The sequence below is a fragment of the Kitasatospora sp. NPDC088779 genome, assembly GCF_040685395.1.
Lineage (GTDB): Bacteria > Actinomycetota > Actinomycetes > Streptomycetales > Streptomycetaceae > Kitasatospora.
Window position 1 is genome coordinate 85,422 of the sequence record NZ_JBFBHW010000012.1, and the last position, 22,338, is coordinate 107,759.

The 22,338-nt window shown below is 71.4% G+C and carries 29 protein-coding genes; 1 reads left to right on the forward strand and 28 read right to left on the reverse strand.

Annotation, left to right across the window (positions count from 1 at the left end; genetic code table 11):
- Positions 1–2: 2 nt before the first annotated feature.
- The 10 genes from AB0P03_RS13850 to AB0P03_RS13895 all read right to left on the reverse strand — a co-directional run bounded on the left by AB0P03_RS13850 (position 3) and on the right by AB0P03_RS13895 (position 6,636).
- Positions 3–587: a hypothetical protein gene (locus AB0P03_RS13850; protein ID WP_363628965.1), complete on the reverse strand. Its 585-nt coding sequence runs from the start codon at positions 585–587 to the stop codon at positions 3–5.
- 81 nt (positions 588–668) lie between these two features.
- Positions 669–953 (reverse strand): hypothetical protein, encoded by a 285-nt coding sequence (locus AB0P03_RS13855; protein WP_363628967.1) that lies wholly within the window; start codon positions 951–953, stop codon positions 669–671.
- Between the two features lie 99 nt (positions 954–1,052).
- The gene (locus AB0P03_RS13860; protein ID WP_363628968.1) at positions 1,053–1,493 is read right to left on the reverse strand and encodes a hypothetical protein; all 441 of its coding nucleotides are present in this window, start codon (positions 1,491–1,493) and stop codon (positions 1,053–1,055) included.
- Entirely contained in the window at positions 1,490–1,846 is a 357-nt protein-coding gene (locus AB0P03_RS13865) for an HU family DNA-binding protein (protein WP_363628970.1), read from the reverse strand. Before AB0P03_RS13865 ends, AB0P03_RS13860 begins: the two co-directional genes overlap by 4 nt.
- Positions 1,847–1,932: 86 nt before the next feature.
- Entirely contained in the window at positions 1,933–2,166 is a 234-nt protein-coding gene (locus AB0P03_RS13870) for a hypothetical protein (RefSeq protein WP_363628971.1), read from the reverse strand.
- A 67-nt stretch (positions 2,167–2,233) separates the two neighbouring features.
- Positions 2,234–2,860 (reverse strand): hypothetical protein, encoded by a 627-nt coding sequence (locus tag AB0P03_RS13875; protein ID WP_363628972.1) that lies wholly within the window; start codon positions 2,858–2,860, stop codon positions 2,234–2,236.
- A 152-nt stretch (positions 2,861–3,012) separates the two neighbouring features.
- Positions 3,013–3,981: a LysM peptidoglycan-binding domain-containing protein gene (locus AB0P03_RS13880; RefSeq protein ID WP_363628974.1), complete on the reverse strand. Its 969-nt coding sequence runs from the start codon at positions 3,979–3,981 to the stop codon at positions 3,013–3,015.
- 114 nt (positions 3,982–4,095) lie between these two features.
- Positions 4,096–4,635 (reverse strand): hypothetical protein, encoded by a 540-nt coding sequence (locus tag AB0P03_RS13885; RefSeq protein ID WP_363628975.1) that lies wholly within the window; start codon positions 4,633–4,635, stop codon positions 4,096–4,098.
- Between the two features lie 106 nt (positions 4,636–4,741).
- The gene (locus AB0P03_RS13890) at positions 4,742–5,833 is read right to left on the reverse strand and encodes a hypothetical protein (protein ID WP_363628977.1); all 1,092 of its coding nucleotides are present in this window, start codon (positions 5,831–5,833) and stop codon (positions 4,742–4,744) included.
- A 173-nt stretch (positions 5,834–6,006) separates the two neighbouring features.
- The gene (locus AB0P03_RS13895) at positions 6,007–6,636 is read right to left on the reverse strand and encodes a helix-turn-helix domain-containing protein (protein ID WP_363628978.1); all 630 of its coding nucleotides are present in this window, start codon (positions 6,634–6,636) and stop codon (positions 6,007–6,009) included.
- Positions 6,637–7,235: 599 nt separating this feature from the next.
- Here AB0P03_RS13895 and AB0P03_RS13900 point away from each other — a divergent pair.
- A complete protein-coding gene (locus tag AB0P03_RS13900; protein WP_363628980.1) occupies positions 7,236–7,427 on the forward strand; it encodes a hypothetical protein in 192 nt (63 codons plus the stop codon).
- A 147-nt stretch (positions 7,428–7,574) separates the two neighbouring features.
- Here the strand turns inward: AB0P03_RS13900 and AB0P03_RS13905 are convergent, their stop codons facing one another.
- From AB0P03_RS13905 to AB0P03_RS13990, 18 genes are all read right to left on the reverse strand, one after another.
- Positions 7,575–8,048 carry a hypothetical protein gene (locus AB0P03_RS13905; protein ID WP_363628982.1) on the reverse strand — a complete coding sequence of 158 codons (474 nt, stop codon included), beginning with the start codon at positions 8,046–8,048 and terminating at the stop codon, positions 7,575–7,577.
- A 405-nt stretch (positions 8,049–8,453) separates the two neighbouring features.
- On the reverse strand, positions 8,454–8,924 hold the full coding sequence (locus AB0P03_RS13910; protein ID WP_363628984.1) for a hypothetical protein: 471 nt from the start codon (positions 8,922–8,924) through the stop codon (positions 8,454–8,456).
- A gap of 328 nt (positions 8,925–9,252) precedes the next feature.
- Positions 9,253–9,726, reverse strand: coding sequence for a hypothetical protein (locus AB0P03_RS13915; protein ID WP_363628986.1), 474 nt, complete (start codon positions 9,724–9,726; stop codon positions 9,253–9,255).
- A 102-nt stretch (positions 9,727–9,828) separates the two neighbouring features.
- Positions 9,829–10,422, reverse strand: coding sequence for a GTP cyclohydrolase I (gene folE, locus AB0P03_RS13920; protein WP_363628987.1), 594 nt, complete (start codon positions 10,420–10,422; stop codon positions 9,829–9,831).
- A complete protein-coding gene (locus AB0P03_RS13925; protein ID WP_363628989.1) occupies positions 10,419–11,153 on the reverse strand; it encodes a 7-carboxy-7-deazaguanine synthase QueE in 735 nt (244 codons plus the stop codon). The genes folE and AB0P03_RS13925 overlap by 4 nt, the downstream gene beginning before the upstream one ends.
- Entirely contained in the window at positions 11,150–11,623 is a 474-nt protein-coding gene (locus AB0P03_RS13930; protein WP_363628991.1) for a 6-carboxytetrahydropterin synthase, read from the reverse strand. Before AB0P03_RS13930 ends, AB0P03_RS13925 begins: the two co-directional genes overlap by 4 nt.
- Positions 11,620–11,979, reverse strand: coding sequence for a hypothetical protein (locus tag AB0P03_RS13935; protein WP_363628992.1), 360 nt, complete (start codon positions 11,977–11,979; stop codon positions 11,620–11,622). The genes AB0P03_RS13930 and AB0P03_RS13935 overlap by 4 nt, the downstream gene beginning before the upstream one ends.
- A complete protein-coding gene (locus AB0P03_RS13940) occupies positions 11,976–12,896 on the reverse strand; it encodes a hypothetical protein (RefSeq protein ID WP_363628994.1) in 921 nt (306 codons plus the stop codon). The genes AB0P03_RS13935 and AB0P03_RS13940 overlap by 4 nt, the downstream gene beginning before the upstream one ends.
- A complete protein-coding gene (locus AB0P03_RS13945) occupies positions 12,893–13,792 on the reverse strand; it encodes a hypothetical protein (protein WP_363628995.1) in 900 nt (299 codons plus the stop codon). Before AB0P03_RS13945 ends, AB0P03_RS13940 begins: the two co-directional genes overlap by 4 nt.
- Positions 13,789–14,625: a hypothetical protein gene (locus AB0P03_RS13950; RefSeq protein ID WP_363628997.1), complete on the reverse strand. Its 837-nt coding sequence runs from the start codon at positions 14,623–14,625 to the stop codon at positions 13,789–13,791. The genes AB0P03_RS13945 and AB0P03_RS13950 overlap by 4 nt, the downstream gene beginning before the upstream one ends.
- 69 nt (positions 14,626–14,694) lie before the next feature.
- A complete protein-coding gene (locus tag AB0P03_RS13955) occupies positions 14,695–14,925 on the reverse strand; it encodes a hypothetical protein (protein WP_363628998.1) in 231 nt (76 codons plus the stop codon).
- Between the two features lie 146 nt (positions 14,926–15,071).
- Positions 15,072–16,346: a hypothetical protein gene (locus tag AB0P03_RS13960; protein WP_363629000.1), complete on the reverse strand. Its 1,275-nt coding sequence runs from the start codon at positions 16,344–16,346 to the stop codon at positions 15,072–15,074.
- Between the two features lie 79 nt (positions 16,347–16,425).
- On the reverse strand, positions 16,426–17,661 hold the full coding sequence (locus AB0P03_RS13965; RefSeq protein ID WP_363629002.1) for a recombinase RecT: 1,236 nt from the start codon (positions 17,659–17,661) through the stop codon (positions 16,426–16,428).
- Between the two features lie 452 nt (positions 17,662–18,113).
- Entirely contained in the window at positions 18,114–18,359 is a 246-nt protein-coding gene (locus AB0P03_RS13970; RefSeq protein ID WP_363629003.1) for a hypothetical protein, read from the reverse strand.
- A gap of 28 nt (positions 18,360–18,387) precedes the next feature.
- The gene (locus AB0P03_RS13975; RefSeq protein ID WP_363629004.1) at positions 18,388–18,627 is read right to left on the reverse strand and encodes a hypothetical protein; all 240 of its coding nucleotides are present in this window, start codon (positions 18,625–18,627) and stop codon (positions 18,388–18,390) included.
- Positions 18,624–18,800, reverse strand: a complete 177-nt coding sequence (locus AB0P03_RS13980; protein ID WP_363629006.1) for a hypothetical protein — start codon at positions 18,798–18,800, stop codon at positions 18,624–18,626. The genes AB0P03_RS13975 and AB0P03_RS13980 overlap by 4 nt, the downstream gene beginning before the upstream one ends.
- A complete protein-coding gene (locus AB0P03_RS13985) occupies positions 18,797–19,486 on the reverse strand; it encodes a hypothetical protein (protein ID WP_363629008.1) in 690 nt (229 codons plus the stop codon). The genes AB0P03_RS13980 and AB0P03_RS13985 overlap by 4 nt, the downstream gene beginning before the upstream one ends.
- Before the next feature lie 17 nt (positions 19,487–19,503).
- Positions 19,504–22,329, reverse strand: a complete 2,826-nt coding sequence (locus AB0P03_RS13990) for a hypothetical protein (protein WP_363629010.1) — start codon at positions 22,327–22,329, stop codon at positions 19,504–19,506.
- Positions 22,330–22,338 lie beyond the last annotated feature (9 nt).

Consider the following 22,338-nt stretch of genomic DNA (forward strand, 5'->3'; position numbering starts at 1 on the left):
AGTCAGTGGGTTAGCGCGAGGTGGCCGGCGCGCGGCGCGGCGGGCGTGCCGAGTTCGAGTTCCTGCATGCGCCGTTCCAGGAGGTCGGCGCAGCGCTCGTAGGCGTCGTGGACGGCGTGGTCGCGGTCGGCGGCGAGGTCGTCCAGGGCGACGCGGATGCGCCAGGCGAGTACGTTGTGTGGGGAGGTGTAGCGGGTGCGCTTGGCGGTGTGGTCGTCGCGGCTCACGCGCTCGGACAGGATCATCCAGCGGCCGCTGTAGGCGTAGTAGTGGATCCGCAGGGTCCAGGGGCTGGAGGTGGGTTCGGCGTAGGCGAAGCGGACTTCGCCGATGCCGGGCACCCACGTCCAGTCGCCGTCCTGGGCGTCGCGGTGGAGCGGGTCGCCGTCGGGGGCGAGGACGGTGAAGCTGCGCGGGTGGACGTGCTGGAGGCCGCTGCCGTCGGGGGCGCGGAGAACGATGCACTCGTCCAGCTCGCCGAAGGGCCCGCCGGGGTGGCCGGCGCAGTCCTCGTTGGCGGTGACAGTGAAGGTCCGGCCGTGCAGTTCGGTCTTGCTGCCGTGATAGACGGCCCTGATCGGCTCCACAGGGGGCGCTCCTGGTCTGGTGACGGGTCGGAACCGGATGCGGGGCCCGGCGGCAGGAAGGCCTGCCGCCGGACCACTCAGCTAGCCGTGCTCCGGGGCGAAGGGGTCGAGTAGCTGCCCGTTCTCGTCCGTCGCCGGGGTCCAGTCCATGAGGTCCTCGGGGTGCACGTGGCTGAGCACCAGCTCGTCGTCGCGCAGGAGGTTGTACAGGTGCTGCTGCTCGCCGTTCTCGTCCGCGTACGTGTCGCAGGGGAGCGTGCCGGGGCGGGCGGTGAGCATCTGGTGTCGCAGGGACTCCACTCGCCCGAGGTACTCCACGGTCGATCCGTCGTTCAGGGGCGGGTGGGTCCCGTTGCTGAAGGCCATCGGTTCTCCTAGGTCGGGCCGGGGGTTCGCGGCCCCCGGCTGGCGGTACCAGCCTCCCGCAGAAATAGACCTAGGTCAATAAAGAAAACTTCAGTACATCTAACTGGGCTTGGTGCGCTCCTCAGCGGCCGCCAGGTGCGACGCCAGGGCGCGCTCGACCAGTCCATGGACCGCGCGCAGCGCCTCGTTCCAGCCCCGCGCCCACTCGTCACCTCCTCGCTGCTGCCCGAGTTCGGCGATGGAGGTGAGCGCGTGGATCATGGCCGGCAGCGGCAGGAGGACGACGCTCGTCGCCCCGTCGTGGCCGTGGATCGGCTCGACGTCGACGGCGTGGTCCCAGACGACGGTGGAACCGCGCTCGCCTCGCCAGCGGGTGACGCCCCTGGACCCGGCGGCGGCCGAGAAAACGCAGCCCTCCGCCACCACGCCCACACCGGAGACGCCGGAGACGTCGATGTCGCGGCGCAGGACGTACGGGGTGGGGGGCTCGGGCTGGAACTCGGCGAACAGCGCCGCCAGCTGTGCCACGAGGCCGCTCACGCCGCACCCCCGGTCGAGGTGTGGGTGCCCTTGGGGTCCTTGCGGATCGCGCTGCCGTCCTGCGGCAGGTCGCGGCGGCCGTCGGCGAGGTCGCGGAACCGCGAGTGGGGGCGGAAGCGGGGGACTCGACGCGCGGGCACGACGATCCTGCCGCCGGTCTTGGGGTTGCGGGCGTTGCGGCTCGCGGTCTCGACGGCTTCGAAGGTTCCGAAGCCGGTGACGGCCACCGGCTCGCCCTCGACGACGGCACGCACGATTGCGTCGAGGACGGCCTCGATGGCGCGGGCGGCGGGCTGCCGGCCTCCGAGCACGGGGGCGATGCGGTCGATGAGGACGCGCTTGTTGATGGTCACGGGTCTGCTCCTGCGGTGGGCTAGGGGGTGGTTCCGGGCCGGGCGACGGTGTGTGGTCACGTCGCCCGGCCCGGGTTCGGGGACGCCTACGCCGCGCGCGGCGCGGGCGCCGGGGACGGGCCCGGGGAGGGATTCGGCGGGCCGACGGCGGGCTTGGCCGGGGCCGCCGGGACGGTGCAGCCCGGGTCGGCGGACTGGGAGGTGGTGACGGCGGGGGCCGGGGAGGGGCCGTCGGCGCTGCGGGCCATGGCGGCACCGCTGATACTTCCGAGCACCAGTCCGGCGAGGAGGGAGCCGACGAGCAGTGCGGTGCCACGCATGGCGGTGGGCGTCCTTTCAGAGGGGGCCTGACCGGCCCCGCCGGGGCGGGGCCGGTCAGGCGCGGGGTCAGCGGCTGGAGGTCGGGCGGCCGGGGGTGACCGGCACGCTGGTCGGGGTCGGGTCGGTGCTCGGGTTCGGGCTGGGGGCCGGGCTGGCCGCCCCCGTCGGGGACGGGGACGGGGCCGGGACGCAGGCGCTCGGGCCGCCGGTCGGGGACGGTGCTCCGACGGTCGGGGCCGTCTGCACGTGAGTGACGGTGACGGTCACGGCCGGGAGCGGGGCCGGGGCCGAGGCCGGGCCGTTCTGCTCACCGGTCTGCGCCGGGAGGGTCGGGGCCGGGCTCAGGGCGGGAACGGTCGGGATCGGACTCAGGGCGGGAACGGTCGGGGCCGGGGCGGTCGGGGTGCTTGTCAGGACCGGGGCCAGGGTCGGCAGGGCGGGGGCCGTCGGAGTCTCGGTGCCCAGGTGCACGGGGGTGGCCGTCAGGCTCGGCACGATCGGGGTCTGAGCGGGCTGGGCGCCGGGGGCCGGGGCGGCCGCCGGGTGGCTCATCACCAGGGAGCCGGTGATGAACCCGGTTCCGGCCAGGCCCAGTGCCACGAGGGTCCGCACGTCGAGGCGCAGGGTGAGGGTGCGGCGGGGGCGGGTGCCGTCCTCGGTGCGGGTCTCGTCGGCGGGGGTGGTTTCAGTCATCGGGCTATCTCCTTCGTCGGGCCGGGGGTTCGCGGTCCCCGGCTGGCAGGACCAGCCTCGCATAAAACAGACCCGAGTCAAATAAGATGACTCCAGTAACTTTCAGTGCGGGGCAGGCACTCAAAGCGCCTGCCCCGCAGCTGAGTTGACCCCTAGCGGGACCGCAGTCCGTGAGCGGTCTGGTAGGCGTACAGCCACGTCAACGGCCCGGTCAGCCCGTCCGCAGGCCCGAGGTCGCCGACGTAGTACTCCTGGAGCGCCTGCACCTTCCGAAGGTCCAGCGCCTCCATGTCCTCGCTCGGCCCCACCCGGTACGGCGGACCCCAGTCGCCCGCCTGGAGCCAGGTCTGCAACTGCTGGGCGTAGGAACTGTGCGCGCCCAGCACGAAGTGCTCGCGCCCCGGGAACGGCGGGGCCGGAACCTGGAGCTGCTGGCCGGCCTGGATCCGGTCCGGGTCGGCGATGCCGTTGAGCGCGACCAGCTGCGCCACCCCGGTCTCGAAGCGCCCGGCGATGGCGCTGAGGGTGTCGCCCGACTGCACGGTGTAGACGCCAGCGCTGTCGCCCGACGGCTGGGGGTCGGGCGTCCCGCCGTCGCCCCCACCACCGCCGGGCCGGGGCGCGCCGCGCTGCACCCAGGAGTACAGCTCGTCCCCCGGGCACGACGTCGGATAGCCGTCCTTGTGGCCACGGACCTCGCCGCCGGCGCCACCCTGCGCCCGGCAGTACTCGACGGCGTCCACCAGACCGTCGAGCATCGCGTCGGTCGGCGAGGTGATCCCCGCGGTGCCGACCATCGCGCAGACCGCGTAGTGGCCCGCGTTCAGTGCCGGGTTGCCGTTCGCGCCGTTCTTCCTGTTCAGGCCACGCCCCTCGAACACGTACCCGTGCGGGCAGACGACGAAGGAGTAGGCGATGTCGATCCAGTTCTCGCTCCGGTTGTCGAGGTGGGAGCGCTGGATGTCGCGCACGTGGCCGGCGCATCGGCCGTGGTCGCCCAGCAGGCCGCCGGGCACGGACGAGCCCTCATAGTGGATCTTGACGCCGCGCGTGGAGCTGATGCGGGTGTAGGCGCCGGTGGGCGCTGCCGCGCCCCACTCGGAGCGGGAGACGAGCTTCATCGGCTCGCCTCCCGCCCGCGGTCGGCCCGATTGCTGATCGGCACGATTTCCTCCCCTGGTCGGGTGGTTGGTGTGCCGGGACGCTAGGCCGGGCCAGCCGTTAAGGTCGCGCTGTCAGGCGGCGGCCGTCTCGGTCAACACGCCGTCCTGGTATCCGAATCGACGCTCGCACAGCCGCTCACGCACGACGAACAGCGGGACCAAGCCGCCGCCCTCGGCGGGCGTGGAGCCGACGAGGTAGCCGGACGCGACGACCATCACCCACTCCTCGGGCTTCTCCAGGGTGAACCCGACCGCCACGGCAGAGTCCTCCGCGACGCGGCGCTCGCCAGCGCGGCGGGCATTCGGCCGGGCAATGTGCGGACACAGCATGAGCGCCGCCTGCGCGCAGGCCTCGTGCATCGGCGGGTCCGAGTAGCAGCCCGTCTGCGCCGACATCGGGCCGCCAAGGAACGCGGCCGGCCCCTCAAGCGGTGTGCCGCACAGCGAGCACCAGTCCGCGAGGGCCAGCCGCAGGGCGGCCTCGCCGTTGATGACCACGAAGTCGACGCCATCATCGTGCACGTTGACGGCGGGGATCGGCAGGCCTCGCTTCTCGTCTCGCGGCCGGGCCGCCAGAGCGGGGGGCAGGTCGGTCAGGTCCTTGTTGGTCATCTGGTCCTCCGGGAGGGCCCGTTCGCGGCGGGGCTCGGCAACAGGGGGTCCGCCAATTGGCGGACCCCACCACCCTCCCCACCCCACGCAGAGGCGGACAACAGCCTTACCTCACAGGCCGGATGATGCCTTCGGGGGCCTGCCCGTCCTCGTCGAGCAGGTCCTCCGACACCCAGTACGGCTCTATCAACCGCGAGTCGGAGAGCGTCTTCCCCGGCCCGTACCAGACAGTCTTGAGGTGCCCGCCCCGTTGGTGGGTGTACTGCCTCCAGCCCCCCGCCGAGCCGTTGCCGCCGGTGCTCGGGGCGGCGCTGCGCCGCGCTTCCTGGACGCGCACCCGGGCGGCCCTCAGGCGTGGGCCGAGCCGCCAGCCCAGGCGCAGGAAGCTTTCCGGCTTGTTCCAGCGCCGCTGCTTGCCGGGTTTGGCGGCCTTGCCTCGCGGCGCGGGCGGAGCCGCGATGTCCGCCTTCGAGGAGCACAGGTAGACGGCGACCTGCAGCGCCCTCGTCACGATCGCGCGCTGGGCGTCGGTCGGCTTCTCCTGGCCGCTCTTGCGGGCGATCCTCAGCGCGAGTTCCTCGGCGGTGAACTTGTCCCCAGTCCGAGCGGGGATCGACAGGTGGCAGAACTCCAGTACCGGTGTCGTCCCGCCGGGCGGAGGGGGCAGCGGGGTGCCGTCCTCGGCTAGCGGCTCGCAGATCACGGCGACGGCGATCTCATCCATCCGGTGGTCGCTGGTCAGGCACAGCAGCTTGTCCGGGGTGCGACGCCCGCTGAAGAGGATCGCCAACAGCCGCCCCTTGCCACCGTCTCCCACACTGAGCTCCATCGCGGGCGGCTCAGCGAAGACCACCATCAGGTTGGGGTGGCGGGCCAGGTTGCGGAACAACTGCCCCGGCAGCGTGCCGAGCCGGTACGTCGCCAGCTCCGACGCCATGTCGGGGTGCATCGCGGCGACGTTCTTCCCCTTCGCCCACAGCCGCCACAGCGCGGCCAGGGTGACCATCTGCCGCACCTCGGACAGGCTCAGGATCTCCTGCGGCACAGTGCTGAGCAGCACGCCCCCGTTGATCGCGTAGTCCGGCACTTCACCGAGACCGACGCTGTGCAGCACGCGGTTGGCGGATGCCAGCTCGGCACCGACCTGCTCAGCCACCACCGCAGTCGCCCGGCCCAGTTCAACGTCTTTGCTCGCCATGTGTGTTACTCCCTGCCCCCTTGGGCCCGTCGGGCCCGACTAAGCCCACACTCACCAAGGGCACAGAACCGGACAACAGCCTTAGAGCGCACAAGAGTTGAGCATTCTGACCGAAGGGGACACTCCTGGACGACGCCGCCCAGCCACAGCCGGCCGCGACGACGGACCAGCCCCTACAGCTCCGAGCCCTCCACCAGCTCCGCATCGACCACCGCGGCTTCCTCCTCCAGCTCCGCGGCGAACTCCTCGCGAATCTGCGCCAGACGCACGGCCAGCCGCTCGACACCCCCTCCCCGCTCCCCCGGGGCCGCCGGAAGCTCGCCACCGGCCGCCGGCGCCACCTCGATACGGGTCTGCGCCGCCCGGCCGAAGCTGTCCGGGTCCAGGCACGCGAGGAGGAACTGCGCCGCCCGCCAGTCCGGCTGGGCGAAGTCCCGCTCGACCTGCACCACCCGCTCGCCCGTCTCCGGATCGCGCACCGTCCGCGTGCGCTCCCGCACCACGTGACCGCCGCTCGCCGCCTTCCGCACGAGCAGCACCAGCTGCGCCTTGCCCTCGCTGCGCGCGCGCATGAACCTGTCGCGGAACTCGCAGAACGACTGCTCACCAGCCCTGGCCCGCAGGCCGGCCTCCCGCCGCTGCTGCTCCTGCTCCGCCCGCTCCAGCCACCGGTACACGGTGCTGGGGTGAATGCCGGCCATCGGCGCCGCGTCGCTCACTGGAACGCCCGCCCGGACCGCGTCCAACAAGCGCTTCTCCACCTCCGGATCGAGGGCGGGACGGCGACCGCGGCGGCTACTCACGGAACCGAACGTACGACTACACACAGGTCAACGGCTTCTTGAGCCGTTGCGGGAGCAGGAGCCCACTACGGCGACCGGACCCGGGCTCGGCACCGAGGCGACTCCCCCGGCGGCCGCGCTCCCATAAGTGGGTTGCAATATCTGGTATCGACCCCCCATTAAGCAGTATTGAGACCCCTATTCTGCCCCGAGCGACAGGCACCTCCATAAGATCCGGTTGCTTAATTCTATGAATTTGACTCCGCAGAAGCCTTCGGGCACTGCCCGCAGCGCCGGAGATCCGAACCAACGGATCGCCCGAACGGAATCGAAAACGTGCAACCTTGCACGCCTGGCCTGGAGTTTGCGCATCCCGCAGGGGTACGCAGGACATGACCGCAGGCTGCTTCTGGCATCCCGGAAGGTCTGCTCGGCTCGATATCGAGACGGCGCATAGGGGCCGCACGCTGGGGTGATTCACGAACGCGGGAAGGTGATTTTGCCTGAGCCCTGCGGAGCACTAGTCTTCAGTGCACGCAGAACGGGCCACCCGGTGCAAGGGTGACCCGTTTATCCCGCTATTCAGCCAGAGATTGAGCAGAAAGGGAACGATGCCCATCATGGCACAGTTCAAAGGCTCTGCGCCGCCGTCTGCGGTGGACCGGCCGGTGACCTGGCGGGACCTCGCGGTCTGCGGCCACGGAGCACTGACCACGGCGAGCCTGCACAACCAGGTCGGGTGGCCGACGGCCACCTCGGCGGTCATCGGGCTCACCGGCCCGGTCCTGTGGTCGCTGCTCCGCCACCGGTAGCAGACCTGCGGCCGCACGCCGGCTGCGGCAGCCCGCCCGCGCGGCGGAGCAAACAGGCGACCTACTCGCGTGAGTAGGTCGACGTCGAGCCCGGGCGGGCACTCCGTAAATTTACGGAGTGCCCGCCCGGGCTGTTGTGCCTTCGGACTACTCCCAGCCGAGGCTGTTGACGATCTCGTCGTAGGCGAAGCCGGTGGCGTCGCTGAGCTCATACGGCAGGATCGCTGCGGGCATCGTCACTCCGGAGGACTCGCTCACGTAGACGCCCCGGAACGGGGCGCTGACGGTGCTTTGGCGAATGCCGTCGAAGTCCTCCCAGGCGGCCACCACAAGCGCGTCGTCCGGCATCTCGCCCAACCGGCTGCGTAGGAAGGCTACCCGGACGACCCTGGTGTCCGTGACCGGCACCTGCGGAAGGGCGACCACAGGAACCCGTCGGCCGGATTCGTCGCTCACCGCAGCCATCACGGGCCAGCCGAGCAGAGAGCCCGCCATCCCGTCGAGGCCGGCGAAATCTACGGCGACCAGGTGCTCGTCCGGCATGAGTGAAAGGTGCTTACGCAGGTCCCGGACACGCAGGACCTCATCAGGAATCTCAAGGGGAACGTTCGGCAACATCATGGCGGGTCTCCTCAACTATCGGCGACCGGGGTTCGCGGTCCCGGTCTGGCTCTGCCATCCTCCAGCCCCTTCGACAACGTTGGGCACAACTCGACTGCTAGATAAATGAGTTGTTGGCAGATGGGCGAGGGCATCGGCACGGCGCGCTGGGTCTGCGCCGAGCGCGCCAGTCAGGTGGGTGGCGGTCACCGCGGTGTGGTGCGTGCGGGAACCCCGGCCCTGCGCATTCGGATCGGCTGGCCGGCCACCCTGGTCCTCATCGGCTCACCGGCCCGCCCATGTCGCTGCGGCGGCCTACATGGAGACCACCGCCTCACGCGAGGCGGTGGTCTCCAACGGTCAGCACGCGGGGGTGCATCCTAGGAACGGTTCCTAGGATGCACCCCCGCGTGTTGGAGCCTCGGGCTACTCCCAGCCGAGGTTGTAGGCGATCTCGTCGTACGCGGTGCCGGTCGCGCCGCTGAGCACGGCCGGGAGGACAACCACCCGAACCGTCAGCCCGGAGGCCTCGTTGATGAGGTCGCCGACCTCAGGAGCGCCGACCGTCGTCTGAAGGGGGCCGTCCTCGGTCTCCCAGACCGCCACCACGGGCGCACCCTCGGGCAAGTCAGCGAGGAGCCCGCACAGGAGCGACACCGTCATCGCGTCCTCGTCGTCACCGTCCACCTCCGGGAGCGCGACCACGGGGACCCGTCGGCCGGACTCGTCGCGTACTGGGGCTTTCACCGGCCATCCCACCCGAGTGCGACCGGGACCGTCCTGCCCGGGGCAGTCGGCGACGACCAGTAGATCAGCGGGCAGCACCCCCAGGAGGGCACGGAGGTCTCCGATCCGGATCGCGGTCGCGGGGAGCTCCAGGGGAACGTTGAGCATCATCGTTGGTCTCCTTGTTCAGGCGGCCGGGATTCGCGGTCCCGGTCTGGCCCTGCCATCCTCCAGCAGCGTCGGCCGCCTTGAGAACAACTCCCGTGCTAGATAAGGGCGGTGATGAGATAGAGGCGAGTAGATCGGCGCGGCGCACTGGGTCGGCATGGAGAGCATCGGGGTGACCCTCACGGGGTCGTGCGCACTGACCACCGCGAGCCTGCACGCCCAGGCCGGGTGGCCGGCGGCCACCTCATCTCTCATCGGGCCCAGGGGCGTCAACGCCCAGCTGGGCACCAGTGACGTCACTGGCGCCCGGCTGGCCTGCTGGGCCTTCGGGTCAGTCCAAGCCGAAGCCGTAGACGATGGCTTCGTACGCCCGGCCGGTCGCGCCGGTGAGCACGCCGGGCAGGACCACCACCCTGGCCGTCGCCCCGGTGGTCACGTTGGTGATCAGGTCGCCGAATTCAGGCGTTCCGACGGTCGTCTGACGGGGACCCTCCGGCGTCCTCCAGGCCGTCACCACCGGCGCTTCCTCCGGCAGGTCGGCGACGAGCCGGAGGAGGCGCGACACGGTCATTCCGAACTTGTCGGCGGTGTGGACCTGCGCCAGCGCAATCACCGGCACATGGCGGCCGGACTCGTCCAGCACTGACACCTTCATCGGCCACCCCAGCCTGGTCAGGCACGTGCCCTTCGGTCCGGCGCAGTCGCCGACGACCATCAGGTCATCGGGCAGTACCCCGAGGAAGGCGCGGAGGTCGCCCAGCCGCAACGCGGTCGGGGGAAGGTCCAGCGGAACCCTGAGATTCATCGGTCGTCTCCTTGGTGGTGGGTGGCCAGGGTTCGCGGCCCCGGCCTGGCCCCGCCATCCTCCCGCGTGGACGGCCTCCTTGGGCACAACTCCCGCACCCGGTCAGGAGGGTGAGGGCATAAGTGCGAGAACTTCGGAACGACGGGCGGGGTCTGCGTGGAGCGCGCCGGTCAGGTGGGTGGTCACCATCGCCGCGCCGTGCGCGCGGGCACCGCGCAGCGTCATGCAGGCGTGCTGGGACCGAATCAGGCACGCCGCGCCCTGGATGTCGAGGTGCGCGCCGAGGGCGTCCACGACCTGCCGGCCCAGCCGTTCCTGAACCTGCGGCCGGGCGGCGAACTCCTGCACGAGACGGGCCAGCTTGGACAGGCCCACGATCCGGGCCCCCGGGGTCGGCAGGTAGGCGACGGTGGCGTGGCCGGGGAAGGGCAGCACGTGGTGTTCGCACATCGCCACGAAGGGCACGCCGACGGCGGCGATCAGCCCGGCCCGTTCCCCCTCCGACGGGAAGGTGACAGCAAGGTGCCGGGCCGGGTCCAGGCGCACGCCAGCTGTCAGCTCGGCAAGGGCCTTGGCCATCCGCCGGGGGGTGGCGGCCGTGGATTCGGTGTCGCATGGGATGCCAAGGGCGGCGAGCAGGCCGGCGGCGTGCTCGGTCGCACCGGTCAGGTCGATGGTGTTGGTGGGGTTGGTCATCGGTTGCGTTCTCCAGGCCACAGCAGCACGTGCTGCCGCATCGTCAGGTTCCAGTTGCGGCCGATCACGTCGTCGGCCAGGGACCGGGCGACATCGAGGGTGCGCTCGGCCGTCGTCCCTTCGGGCATCACCCAGGTCGCGTGCGGGGGGATGTGGAAGCGGTCGACCAGGTCGGCGATCTCCTCAAGGTCGTCCGGGCCGGAGGCGACGAACTTGAACCGGGCGCGGCCCCGGTGGGCGAGGTCGGCGAAGACCTCCAGGGCATCCGGCTTGATCCGCCGCTCCTCCGGCATGCCGGAGTTCGTCAGCTTGGGACTGACGTTGAAGGCCAGCCTCGGCACGCCGAGGCTGACGGGCTGCGGCGCGAAGGTGCCGTTGGTCTCGATCTCGACGCGGCGGGTGGTGTACCGCAGGACGGCTATCAGCGAGCGCCAGGCGTCGGTACGCTGGTGCAGCAGCGGTTCGCCGCCGGTAATGACGACGATCGCGTGCGGGTGCGCGGCGGCCCACTCCGCGAGTTCGACCACCGGGACGCGGCGGATCTCCTGGCGCAGGTCGTACCGCTTGGCGTCCCAGGTGTACGGGGTGTCGCACCAGTCGCAGGCCAAGTTGCAGCCGCCCAGGCGCAGGAACAGGGCCGACTGGCCCGCCGTCGGCCCTTCTCCCTGAATGGTGGGCCCGAAGGTCTCGGCGACGGGCAGGCCGGCGTCCGGCAGGACGAGGACGCTCACGGGGCCGCCGTCCAGGAGGCCGCGTTGACGGCGGTCTCGGACACCCCGACATGGGAGACGTACGCCCCGGCGGCGCGGGGCAGAGTGTGCAGGGCCTCGGTCGCGACGCGGCCCAGCAGTTCGGCGACGGCCTCCACGCTCGGCCAGCCGAGGCCGGCGGCGTGCTGCTCCTGCTCGGTCGGGTCGTCGGCGCCGAAGCGGAACAGCTTGCTGCCCTGCCCGGCGAGGACCGGGGCGAGCGGGTCGGTGGCCCCGAGCATGGTGCCGTGGTCGAGGAAGGTGTCGATCCACTCCCGCAGGACGCGCTTGAACGCGCCGAACTCCACGACGGTGCCGGCCGCCAGCACCGGCGCAGACACGGTGACTTCGACCAGCCAGGAATGCCCGTGCAAGTTCTCGCACTTCCCCGCAAGGTGCGGCAACCGGTGCGCCGTCTCGAAGTTGTGGCGGACGGTGACGGCGTGGCTCACAGCTGCTCCCCCGCGTCGGCCAGGTGCACGACCGCGCCGGCCTCGCCGTCCTCAGACACCGCGGTCATCGTCACCCGCAGGCCGACGCTGCTCAGGTGCTCGGCGAGGGTACGGGCCAGGGTCTCGCACGAGGCCGCCCCGCACTCGCGGGCGCCCGGGCCCCACCAGCCGCGGATCAGGTCACCGAGGTCGTGGAACTCGGTGTCGCGGTCGTCGTGGGCGACGGCGACGCTGACCGTGATGTGGAACAGGTGGCGGTGCCGGGCCCGCAGGTAGGAGCGGTGTTCGGGCGCGGCGGGCCAGTGGTGGAATCCGGGCAGCTGGACCTTGGCCCAGACGTTGACGGGCTGCTTCACGAGGATCGTGTCTCCGGTTCGGTGAGGGGCGGGTAGGACGGCTGGCCGAGCAGCTCGTCGCGGGCGGTGCGAGCGAGGCGCCACACGGTGGTGGTGGCGTCGACGGTCTGCGCGCACATCAGGCAGCAGGCGGTGCGGCCGCGGGTGGGGTGGGCCGGCTGGTCGAGGTCGTACGCGAAGCCGCGGTCGATCACGCCGACCTTGCGCAGCAGCGCGGAGTCGACCCGTACGTCGGGCCACCGCAGCGGGCCGAGCCAGGTGGAGGAGTCGCAGGAGTCCGGCGGGACAGCCAGGCACCACTCGTTGACCGTCAGGCCGAGGACGTGCACCCACAGACCGGGGTACTGTCGGTGCCGTTCCCACAGGGTGTGCAGCAGGCGCAGCCGTACCGGGGCAGGCGCCTGGACGACGTTGCCGAAGCAGATCCGGTCGTACTGCTGGGCGAGCTCGTCGAAGTAGTCCCAGCCGTCCACCAGCGGGTGGTAGACGGGGATCGGTGTGAGGCCTTCGCCCTCGAGGCGGGCGCGGGTGCGGATCTTGTTGTCCCGGCCGCCCTGGTCCAGCTCGATGTAGCCCCACAGCCGGTCGCCGTGGCGCTGCACCAGTTCGACGTAGCGGGCGTACAGGTCATCGAAGCCGTCGATCTCCTCCGGGGCCAGGCGCAGGGCCTCGTCCATGGAGACGCCGGGGTGGGCCCGCTTGTACTGGTTGGTCAGCCAGAAGATCCCCGAGTCGAGCAGGACGCGGTGCCCGGCGTCCAGCAGGGCGACCAGCCGCCGTTCGTGGCCGGCGGTGAGCAGGTCGTTGGTGGCGAGCAGCACGTGGTGCGGGTAGTGCTCGGAGTCGCCGGCGGCGAAGTACAGGTGCCGGTCGGCCGGGTCGAACGCGCCGCCGCCGGTGCGCTTCGCCGGGCTCATCGCTGCGCCCCTTCCAGCGCGGTGCCGCCGGGAGCGCCGGTCAGCTCCTGGACACGGTGGGCGGCGTGCCTCCAGCAGGTACCCAGCGCCGTCGCGGCGTCCGCGCACAGCCGGGCGGCGGCCTGGTAGGAGTCGCTGTCGCCCGGGGCGTAGCGGAAGCCGGCGGGCAGGTTGCCAACGCGGCGCAGCATCGCCGTCTCGATCCGCTGGTGGTTCCAGCGCAGCGGCGCCAGCCAGGACGAGGAGTCGCAGGAGTCCGGGGCCAGCGGCAGGCACCACTCGTTGGCGGTCAGGCCGAGCGCGTGAATCCACAGGTGCGGGTACCTCTGGCGGCGCTCCCAGATCGTGTGCAGCAGCCGCAGCCGCACCGGGGCCGACGCCTGGACGATGTTGCCCACGCAGATCCGGTCGTACCGCTCGGCCAGCTCATCGAAGTAGTCCCAGCCGTCCACCAGCGGGTGGTACACCGGGATCGGCGACAGGCCGAGGTCGTGAAGGGCCGCGCGCTGCGCCCGCTTGTGCAGCAGGCCGCCCTGGTCCAGCTCGATGTAGCCCCACAGCCAGTCGCCGTACGTGCGGGCCAGGTGGATGTACCGCTCGCGCAGTTCCTCGAATCCGTCGATCTGCTCCGGGGCGAGCGCCAGGGCCTCGTCCATGGAGACGCCGTGGGCCCGGCTGTGCCGGTTGGTGAGCCAGAAGATTCCGGAGTCGAGCAGCACCCGGCAGCCGGCGTCCAGCAGGTCGCGCAGCCGCCGTTCCTCGGCGTCGCCCATCAGCTCGTTGACGGCCGTCAGCACATGCGGGCCGGCGTTGAACTCCCCTCCGCCTGCGGTGAAGTAGATGGGCCGCTCCGACTGGTCGAAGGTGCCGCCTGCGGTCGGCAGGATGGCCGTCACGACTCGTCCCGGAGCGTGGGCGCCTCGCCGCTGATCCGCTCCCACTTGTCCAGGAGGTGACCGGCCAGGTACCGCTCGGGCTGCACCATCACCAGGCGCCGACCGGCGGCCCGGTCCGCGAACGGGGCGAGCGGGGTGGGGTAGGGCAGGAAGAGGCTGCCCTCGATGAGCAGCGGGGTCCACTGCGGCCAGCCGTCGAAGACCTCGGCGACGACGAGGCGGTGGTCGCCGAGCTCCCACACTTGCCCCGTCTCCACCTGGTGCTCGGGCTCCCCGACAGTGACGCCGGCCAGGGCCAGAAGGTCGCCGCGGGTGGGCTGCTCGGACTCGGCGGCGCCGTCGTCGTCCGCGTCGTCGTCCGGGCCGCCCGGGGTGACCTCGGCGAGCATGGCGTCGATCTGGGCGTGGTCGAAGCCGGTGGCGGCGAACAGGGCCGGGTCAACCTGCTCCAGGTCGGACAGCATCGCGGCCAGTCCCTCGCCGTCCCAGCCGCCTTGCGTGGTCAAGTGGTTGGAGGCAATCAGGTACGCCTCGGCATGGGCGTCGTCACGGGAGGCCCAGCCGCGCACGACCGGGACAGTCCATGTGCCGTCGTCGGTGACGACCACGCCCTCCGGGGCCGCCTTGCCCGCGTCGCGACGGCGCGCGAGGGTCTCGTAGCGGCCGTGGCCAGCCACCAGCCGGTCGGTGCGTTCGTCCAGCAGGCCGGGCTCGGTGAAGTCGAACTGCTCGACGGAACGGTCCAGCCCGTCGTCGTCGTGCCCCTTCGGGTTTCGGGCGGCGGGCCGGATCTCGTCCAGCGGCATGTAGTCGATGTAGCGGGGGGCTGCCATGAGCGGGGAACCTAGGCCGCCGCCCGGGGTTAGGTCGCGCCGAGCAACTTCCCGCGCTGAGGTGGGGGTTCAGTCCCTGGCCGTGCCAGCGAGAGGCCGGCGCGGGTACCGGGAGTGGATCGGGCCGATCAGGCTGAACGGGTCGCCGAACTCGGCGACCAACTGCTCGTAGATCGGTGTGCCTGCGTCCCCGGCGGGCCGCGCTGGTGCCAGGTGCACGGCAGGCTGGAGGGCGGGCGGCCGCTCGGTGAACCAGGGCGAGCGAGGCGCATCGGGCGCGGGGTCGTACGGGCTGGTCACGGTGTTCCTCTCAACATGCCTGCGATGGGCGGACGTTAGATCAGCCGACGGACAGTGGGGACGCTGTGCTGGCCTTCTCTCCCCGGCCAGGCGCGCGCGGGGGAGCGCCTGGCCGGGGAGATTGATGCGCGCAGCGTTTGGCGTTCTTACTGGCTTCCGCGTACCGGCGGGGCTCCGCGCTTGGCCGCGCGCACCCGGCGGACCTGGGTGTTGCCGGACGTGCGGGACCGCTTGGTCGGGTAGTCGAGTTCGTGGAGTGCCGGCCGCTCGCTGGGCGGGTTGTCCCAGAACGCTTCGAGCTGCCGGACGCGTCCCTGATGGTCCGGTTCGGGGTCCTTGAGGCGCCCCGCGGTGCGCACGTACTCCCACTCGCCGTAGGTGTCGGGCGGAACCCCGTCGAGCAGCGCCCGGGCGACGTTCTGCGCCTTCTCGGCGGTGGACTTCTCGGCGCGGTGCCGGTCGTACTCGCCGAGGGCCCATTCGATGTCGGCTCTGTCGGTGACGAGGGTGTACGACTCCGGGGAGCGGCCAGCGGCCTCGGCCTGCGGCATGTTCCAGCAGTCGATGCGGGCTGGGCAGAAGCGCTTGCAGATCACATCGGTGCTCGGCCCGGACCGGTCCCGGGGCAGCGCGGTGCCCAAGTCGAGAGCCGTGGCGATCGCGGTCAGCCGGCCGAGCGCCCGCCGGGCGGCCCGCTCGTCGAACGGGCGGGTGAACTCCTCGTCGTTGCCGCTCTTGCGCTCGAAGTAGATGATCCTCACCTCGGTCACCACCTCGCCAGCGAGGCGCAGGGCGAGGGCGTACAGCTGCGTCTGGTCCCACTCCGTCTCCGGCGGGCCGTCGCCGCCGACGAGTGCCCACTTCCAGTCCCCGGCGGTCTTGTAGTCGTACAGGACGCCGGTGACCGGGTCGTACTCGTCGTAGCGACTCGGCCGGTCCAGGCCCGGCAGGGTGACGGACTGCTCGTACAGCCGCCAGGGGTAAAGGGCGCGCCGGCGGCGGGACACCGAGTCGTGGATCAGGGTCCCGGCCCGGGCCGCGCGCCGGTCCACAGGGGCCGGGACGTAGCCGGGTGGCGGGTTCTCCCGGTACCAGATCGCGCGGCGGCAGGAACTGGTGTCGGAGGCGCCGATCGACCACTGACCCGGCTTCTTGGGACGGCGGGAACGTCGGCGGCGGCCGGTGTGCTCGGACGCCGCGAGGTCCTCGTCGAGCCGGGCGTGGGCCGCCGCCTGGGCCCGTTCGAGGAGCACGTCGGCGGGGTCGCGGCGGTAGCGGGCGCAGCTGGTGGAGGGGTGGCCGCCGGAGCGTTTCTGTCCCCGGTGCGCGTGACGGGGCGCGCCGCACTGGCAGGGAAGCGGGCTGGGCCCGATGAGACGGGCGGCGGCGAGCGTACGGGCTCGCTCGATGGGGAGCTTCATGAGGTGTCCGTGTGGGAAGGCCGCAGGGCCGCGCAGACAGGACGCGGCCCTGCGGGCGGGGTGGGCAAGGAGGAACGGGCTAGCCCTCTCGGGCGTCCTCTCTGCTCCACACGGTGGTGTCGGGGTCGAGCCTGACCAGCAGGCCGCCGGCCTCGACGTGCTCAGCCGCCTCGGGGTGGGACCCCAGCGCCGACACGACGTAGGGGCGCAGTTCGTCGAGCAGGACTGCGAGCTGCGGGGCCTCCGTCTTCTCAAGGTCGGTCCCGGTCGCCTGCCGCCACCGTGCGGTGATCTTGGCGACGGTGGTGCCCATCGCGGCGGCGTAGGCCTCCAGCTCGCGGCGCAGTTCGTCTGCGGTGGGCGGCTGGTCGATCGGTTCCGCCTGCGGTGGTCCCGCTTCCTTCTCCGGCGGGCCCTGCTCGGTGGCGCCCTCGACCGTGTCGGCGGTGGATGCGCTGACCACCGTGCCGGGGATGACCGCACCGGGTTGTCCCTGGGAACGAGCCTCGCGGCGGCGCGCTGCTCCGGCCTCGCGCTCCATTTCGCGCTGAGCGGCGTCGGCCTGCTCCATCTCGGCGTGCTCGTAGATGTTCACCAGCTCGCGGGGAAAGGCAATGCGCCAGGCCTGCGCCTCGGCGACCTTGCCGATCATGTGGGCGCCCATCGTCGGCCACTGCCCGGTCAGGACTCGCTTGCCGGTCTTGTATCCGTCGCCCGTGACCGGGTCGTTGCGCCACTCGTCCTTGCCGACGGCGAATTCGGAGAAAACGGCGACGGCTTGGGTGACTGTCTCGTCCCCGGCGATGCTGCGGTGCTCGATGCGGCACATCGCGGCGGCGGGCGGGTGATCGTGGAGCCACACGTCCACCCAGCGGCGACGGTTGATCCCGTCCTCGCCCACGACCCACCACTTCGGATCGTCCTCGGGTCCGGTCCAGAACGGGCCGACGCGCCGGATGAAACGGCCGGTGCGCTGCCCGGTGTGCCGGAAGCCGTCGATCCCGGTCTGCGCGGTGTAGTACAGCTCGTCCTGCTTGTTCACCTTGCGCTTGCGCTGGATGTAGTAGATCTCGCGGCGGAACGGGTCCAGGCCGGTGCTCTTGCAGATGTGGAAGAACGCGACGAGGTCGTGCGTCGGGGCGTGGGCGAGGCCGATCGTGGCCATGGCCGCCCGCTGGGCCTTCGTCCAGAAACGCTGCTCCTGGGTAATCTCCAGGACCTGGTCGGCCGTCTCTATGGCCATCTCCGCGCGGTTGTCCGTCAGCGGGGTGACCGGCTCGGCCTTGGGCGGTGGTTGCTGAGTTGGTGCTGTCACAGGTGCCTTCCTTGTCTCCGTGGCGGCACCGGGGTTCGCAGGCCCCGGTGTGGCTGCCTGCCTCCACCCTCCCGCTGGCCCGGCCTACGTGGGAACACTCACCACGTGGCCAAATGGGCTGCGGAGAAGGGAGATTAGGAAGTGTGGCCGCCGGGCCCGCGGGTTGCGAAGCCGCCCGGGTCCGCGTGCTCCCCTTGATAGGAGACAGCCCCGAAGGGCGTGTTGCCAGAGCACGCGGCCGGTTGGCCCGGCGGCCACATCATCACTCTAAGGCAGTGCCGGCCGCAGACACAGGGCCGGTGACCATGAGGATGTTCGCGGTCGTCTCCCGGTGCTGGCGGGTGCGGGGCCGAGTTGCGCTCAGAGCGGCCAGGTAGCGGCGAGCGCGACGCTGGCGGCGGCCAGGTAGCCGGTGGTGACCCGGTAGCGGGTCACCAGGCCGGCGCGCGCTGCTACTCGCGTGGCGGCGGCCGTTCGTCCCTTGACAGCGCGGCGGGCAGTCCCGCGAGGGTCAGCCCCGTGACGATCACGCTCGGGTCCATCGGCGGCGTCCACACCTCCCGCACGATCATCGCCGTTCCGAGCAGGAACAGGATCAGGTCCCTGATCGTCTTCCAGCCGGTGATCTCGGTCCATCTGGTCCTCCGTCGGTGTCGTCGTCCAGCGGGAGGCTGCTGGTCGTCCGGGTCCCGGTCCACAGCGGGGGACGGTAGGGCGCGGAGGGGGCTACCGTCGCGTCGAGGTGGCTTGCAGCTCGGCGACGGTGGATTCGAGCTCTGCGATCCGCCGGGCCAGTTCGACTTCCCGCGCGGTGCGCACGGCGATCTCCTCGCGGGCGAGGGCCAGTTCCGCCTGCGTTTGGCCCCAGGCCTCGGCCATCTGGGTGCGCAGCCGGGCGATGTACTGCTCGGCGTCCACGCTGACAGGCTCGGCGGTCTGCGTCATGGTGGCGGGTTCTCCGTTCACTTCGTCGCCTTGGCGGTGCCGTCGACGGGCGGCCGGGTGCATGCGCTGGCGGCCGTCTTCCGCAGGTGCTGAACGCCTGCCCTCAGCAGGGCGGCTTCGGCGAGGGTGAGCCGGCGGCGGTCGGCGGTGCCGAGCAGGTGGTCGAGCTGGTCGGGGGTGGGGCGGTTGGTCATGCTGTCTCGTCTCCGCTGTCGCGCTGGTGCGCGTCGTCGCGTCGGGGCACGGCAGCGTCCCACATCGGCGTGGTGAAGGTCTCCGGGTGGCGGGGAGCGGCATCGGCGGGAGGCGGGGGTTGCGGCAGGGCGAGCTGCTGGCGGGCCTGCTCCACGACTTCGACCTTGGCCGCCACGCCTTCGGGGGTGATGCCGTGGCTGCGGCGGATCACGTCGAGGGGGTCCGCTGCGGGCTGCGCTGCTGCCGCGCGGAGTTTGCCTGCGGCCGGGCCGGCCGTGACGGTGACGCGGGTCCGTTTGACGTGGGCGATCCGTTCGAGGTGGGCGGCGCGGGCGGTCGCCCGGTCGGGCGCGTTGTGCAGGGTGACGGGAGCGGTGTCCCCGACGGCCAGGCCGTGGATCGCCTGCGTGGCAGGGGCGGTGAGGCCCTTGGCGGCAGCCGGGTCGGCGTGCCGGTGCTCGATGGGATCGGGGACGAACGGCTCGTGCAGGAGCATGTCGATGATCTGGTCGAGGCCGTCCGGGGTGCCGGGGTCGATGTCGTACTCGGCTGCGCGCCACTCCAGTGCGGAGGTCGGGAAGATCGTGATGTGGTGTCCGTCGGATCGCTGCTGGCGGACCTGCCAGCACTTGGTCGGCCCGATGGTGATCTGGTCGACGGCGAGGACTCGGTACTGCTCGGGCATGGGAACTTCCCTTCCTGTCAGATGCGGAAGCACCAGAAGCCGACGGCCCCACTGTTGTTGGCGTTGACCCCAACGGTGAAGCCGGTGCGCGAGGAGTCGGTAACGTGCCAGCCGAGGATCGCCTGCGTCCACCGGAAGCTGGCGATCGGCACCATGTCGGAGATCATCGTCGGCCCGTAGCTGAGCGACGCCCTGTTCCAGTTGTCCATCTGAACGGTGCCGGTGAACAATCCGCGATCCGGGTCGGCGTACCAGTAGTTCGGGAAAGTGCCCCTGTACTGCAGGGCGGGGTTGTCGAGCCACAGTTCGCTGGTGGTGCCGTCGTCGTTGTACCGGCCGAGGTTGGCACCCCACTGCTGGGCGGTCACGTAGCCGTGGAGTTTGTCCTCTTCGAGGTAGACGAGGGCGGCACCTTCGCTGGCGGTCATCCTGACCGCGCCACCCCACGGCTTCTGGGTGTCGGTGCGGATGGTCTCCAGGGCGGAGACGTAGTCGGTCAGGTAGAGGCGGTAGGCAGCCTGCTGCCCGCGCGCGGGGAAGGTGCCGCTGTTGAGCCCGATGTACGCGGATCCGTTGTTCCCTCCGACCGCGTTGATGAAGGCGTAGTTGGAGCCGGTGGTGGGGAAGAACCTGATCTCGGGGAGGCCCCCGCCGGGGTTGATCTCGATGCGCTGGCCGGTGGTGCCGCTGGACAGGCCCCCGATGAGCTTCACCTCGCCGGTGGCCGCGGACACAGAGACGGTCCTCACGCCGGCGGCGTTCCAGGCTTCGATGCCGCCGGAGTTGATCTCGACCCTCGCGCCCGTGTCGGAGGTCTTGATGCGGGCGGACACCGTGACGTCCGCGTTGAGCTTGCCCACGGTCAGCTTGCTGGCGGAGACAGTGCCGATGTTGGCGTCCTGGATGGTGGCGAGCGCGATCTTCGCGCCGATGATTGTGGCGTCCGCGAGTTGGGCCGTGCCGATGATCTGGTCAGCGAGGTCGGACCTGATGACGACGGTCGGAGCGGCGGAGGCCTCGGCGGATGGCCGTGAGGCGTTGCCCGCCCGGTCGCGGGCGACGAACTTGACGTAGTAGGTGGTGCCGTAGGACAGGCCGGTGATCGGGGCAGCCGCCGCTCCGGCGAGCCGGTCGACGATCGTCGCCGCGCTGGGGGTGAACCCGGCCGCAGTGGAGGCGTGAACCTCCAACTCAGCGAAGTCCGCTGGCATCTCCTCACCCTGGGAGCCGCGCCCGTCCCACACCGCGCGGACAGCGCCGATCAGCGAGGTCACCACGGGCTTCGACGGCACCGGGGGCGGCGTGGTGTCGCTGGCGAGGATGATCTCCTCCGACAGCCGCCAGGTGGAGGAGTTCCCGGAGGCGTCCACCGTGCGCACCCGGGCCTGAACGCGTTGCCCGGCAGGAAGCTGGTCGTAGTGGGTGATAGTGCCGTTGACGGCCTGCTCCGGGGACCACTGCGGGTCCCGGCCTCCGGTCGCCAGGCCGGGCAACAGGTAAGAGACGTAGTAGTTGCCGGCATCGTCGTACACGGTGCCGTCCTGATTTTGCGTCACCTTGGGCCAGGACACCGCCAGGGCGGCGTGCTGCTGCCCGTCCCGGTCCAGGTAGGCCCAGGAGCCGAGCAGCACCGCATCCGGCTGCTTCGGAGCGACGGTGTCGTTGCGGTCGCCCAGCGGCGGCAGCGGGGTGCGGGAGGCGGAGGCACCGCCGTTGGTGAGGGCGTCCAGCTGCCGCTGCACCCGGATGCGCTGCTCCACGAACAGGTCGGCCAGTTCCAGGCTGCTGGTGGGCAGGCCGCTGTCGTCGTAGGTGGTGGCGATGGTGCGCACCCGCAGCGGCTCCAACGCGGCCGGGCTGGTGCGCCGCTGGTCGTAGCGGATGTAGTCCCCGACGCGGTAGTCGATGCCGGGCCGGTGCTGGGTGGCGGCCGGGTCCAGCTCGATGGTGAAGCCCTCGGCCGCCGCCGCCATGCCGCCGAGTGTGACGCGGGCCAGTTCGGCGAGGGTGGCGGCGTCGGTGATGCCTCCCCGGCCGTCGAAGGCCTCCCGGCGCCCGTAGCGGGCTTCGACGGCCGGGTTCACAACTTCGGCCAGGGTCCCGGAATCACCGGCGGCCAGCAGGTAGGAACGCACCGAGCGACGTGAACGCTGCCGGGGCCCCTTGAGGACGTCCCGGCCCAGGTACAGCACGATCCCGGGATGGTCCGCGGCGCACACCGTGTCGGGCACGTAGGCGCGCAGCCGGTAGCCCTCCATCCGCACGTCGGCCCACCCGGCCCCGGTGATCGAGGTGACGGTCTTGAGCAGGTCTCCGCCAGCGTCGTACTGGACGGTGTACGTGGCGGGCCAGGGGCGGCCAGCGCTGTCGACGGCCGAGGTGAAGTCCCACGTGATCTCGGGCAGGGCGCCGCGGGCCTGGGCGCGTTGCAGCAGGGTCGCCAGGATCGCGCCGGGGGTGGCGTTGACGAACGGGAAGTGCGGGTCCAATCCCTGGACTGGCTGTCCCGGGGTGTGGCCGACCGGGTAGATCACGGCGCGGTCCAGCAGGGCGAGAGCGCCCCGGCAGCCGACCTGCACCAGCCGGGCGTCTCCGCCTCCGTCTGCCGGGTCGTCGCCATCGTCCTCCAGCAGGTAGCGCTGCGGCTGCTCGACGCCGTCGATGACCAGGGAGATGCGCGGGTCGTCACCGGCCAACAGGGCGGCGCCGAGGGCGTTGCGCGGGTAGGTGAAGGTCAGCGCGCCGGCGCCGTTGTGTTCGGCCTGTGTCTTGAGGTCGGCGGGGTAGGGCAGCAGCCCGAGCAGGGTGCCGCTCGGGCTGAAGACGCGCAGGTGCACGGCCACGGTGTTCTC

Bases quoted from the DNA above. Each gene is read 5' to 3' on its own strand.
- AB0P03_RS13900 (WP_363628980.1), top strand. From the start codon at position 7,236: ATGGCACAGTTCAAAGGCTCTGCGCCGCCGTCTGCGGTGGACCGGCCG.
- AB0P03_RS13885 (WP_363628975.1), bottom strand. From the start codon at position 4,635: ATGACCAACAAGGACCTGACCGACCTGCCCCCCGCTCTGGCGGCCCGG.
- AB0P03_RS13915 (WP_363628986.1), bottom strand. From the start codon at position 9,726: ATGAATCTCAGGGTTCCGCTGGACCTTCCCCCGACCGCGTTGCGGCTG.
- AB0P03_RS13855 (WP_363628967.1), bottom strand. From the start codon at position 953: ATGGCCTTCAGCAACGGGACCCACCCGCCCCTGAACGACGGATCGACC.
- AB0P03_RS13940 (WP_363628994.1), bottom strand. From the start codon at position 12,896: ATGAGCCCGGCGAAGCGCACCGGCGGCGGCGCGTTCGACCCGGCCGAC.
- AB0P03_RS13960 (WP_363629000.1), bottom strand. From the start codon at position 16,346: ATGAAGCTCCCCATCGAGCGAGCCCGTACGCTCGCCGCCGCCCGTCTC.
- AB0P03_RS13870 (WP_363628971.1), bottom strand. From the start codon at position 2,166: ATGCGTGGCACCGCACTGCTCGTCGGCTCCCTCCTCGCCGGACTGGTG.
- AB0P03_RS13980 (WP_363629006.1), bottom strand. From the start codon at position 18,800: ATGACCAACCGCCCCACCCCCGACCAGCTCGACCACCTGCTCGGCACC.
- AB0P03_RS13905 (WP_363628982.1), bottom strand. From the start codon at position 8,048: ATGATGTTGCCGAACGTTCCCCTTGAGATTCCTGATGAGGTCCTGCGT.
- AB0P03_RS13890 (WP_363628977.1), bottom strand. From the start codon at position 5,833: ATGGCGAGCAAAGACGTTGAACTGGGCCGGGCGACTGCGGTGGTGGCT.
- folE (WP_363628987.1), bottom strand. From the start codon at position 10,422: ATGACCAACCCCACCAACACCATCGACCTGACCGGTGCGACCGAGCAC.
- AB0P03_RS13875 (WP_363628972.1), bottom strand. From the start codon at position 2,860: ATGACTGAAACCACCCCCGCCGACGAGACCCGCACCGAGGACGGCACC.
- AB0P03_RS13985 (WP_363629008.1), bottom strand. From the start codon at position 19,486: ATGCCCGAGCAGTACCGAGTCCTCGCCGTCGACCAGATCACCATCGGG.
- AB0P03_RS13880 (WP_363628974.1), bottom strand. From the start codon at position 3,981: ATGAAGCTCGTCTCCCGCTCCGAGTGGGGCGCGGCAGCGCCCACCGGC.
- AB0P03_RS13950 (WP_363628997.1), bottom strand. From the start codon at position 14,625: ATGGCAGCCCCCCGCTACATCGACTACATGCCGCTGGACGAGATCCGG.
- AB0P03_RS13910 (WP_363628984.1), bottom strand. From the start codon at position 8,924: ATGATGCTCAACGTTCCCCTGGAGCTCCCCGCGACCGCGATCCGGATC.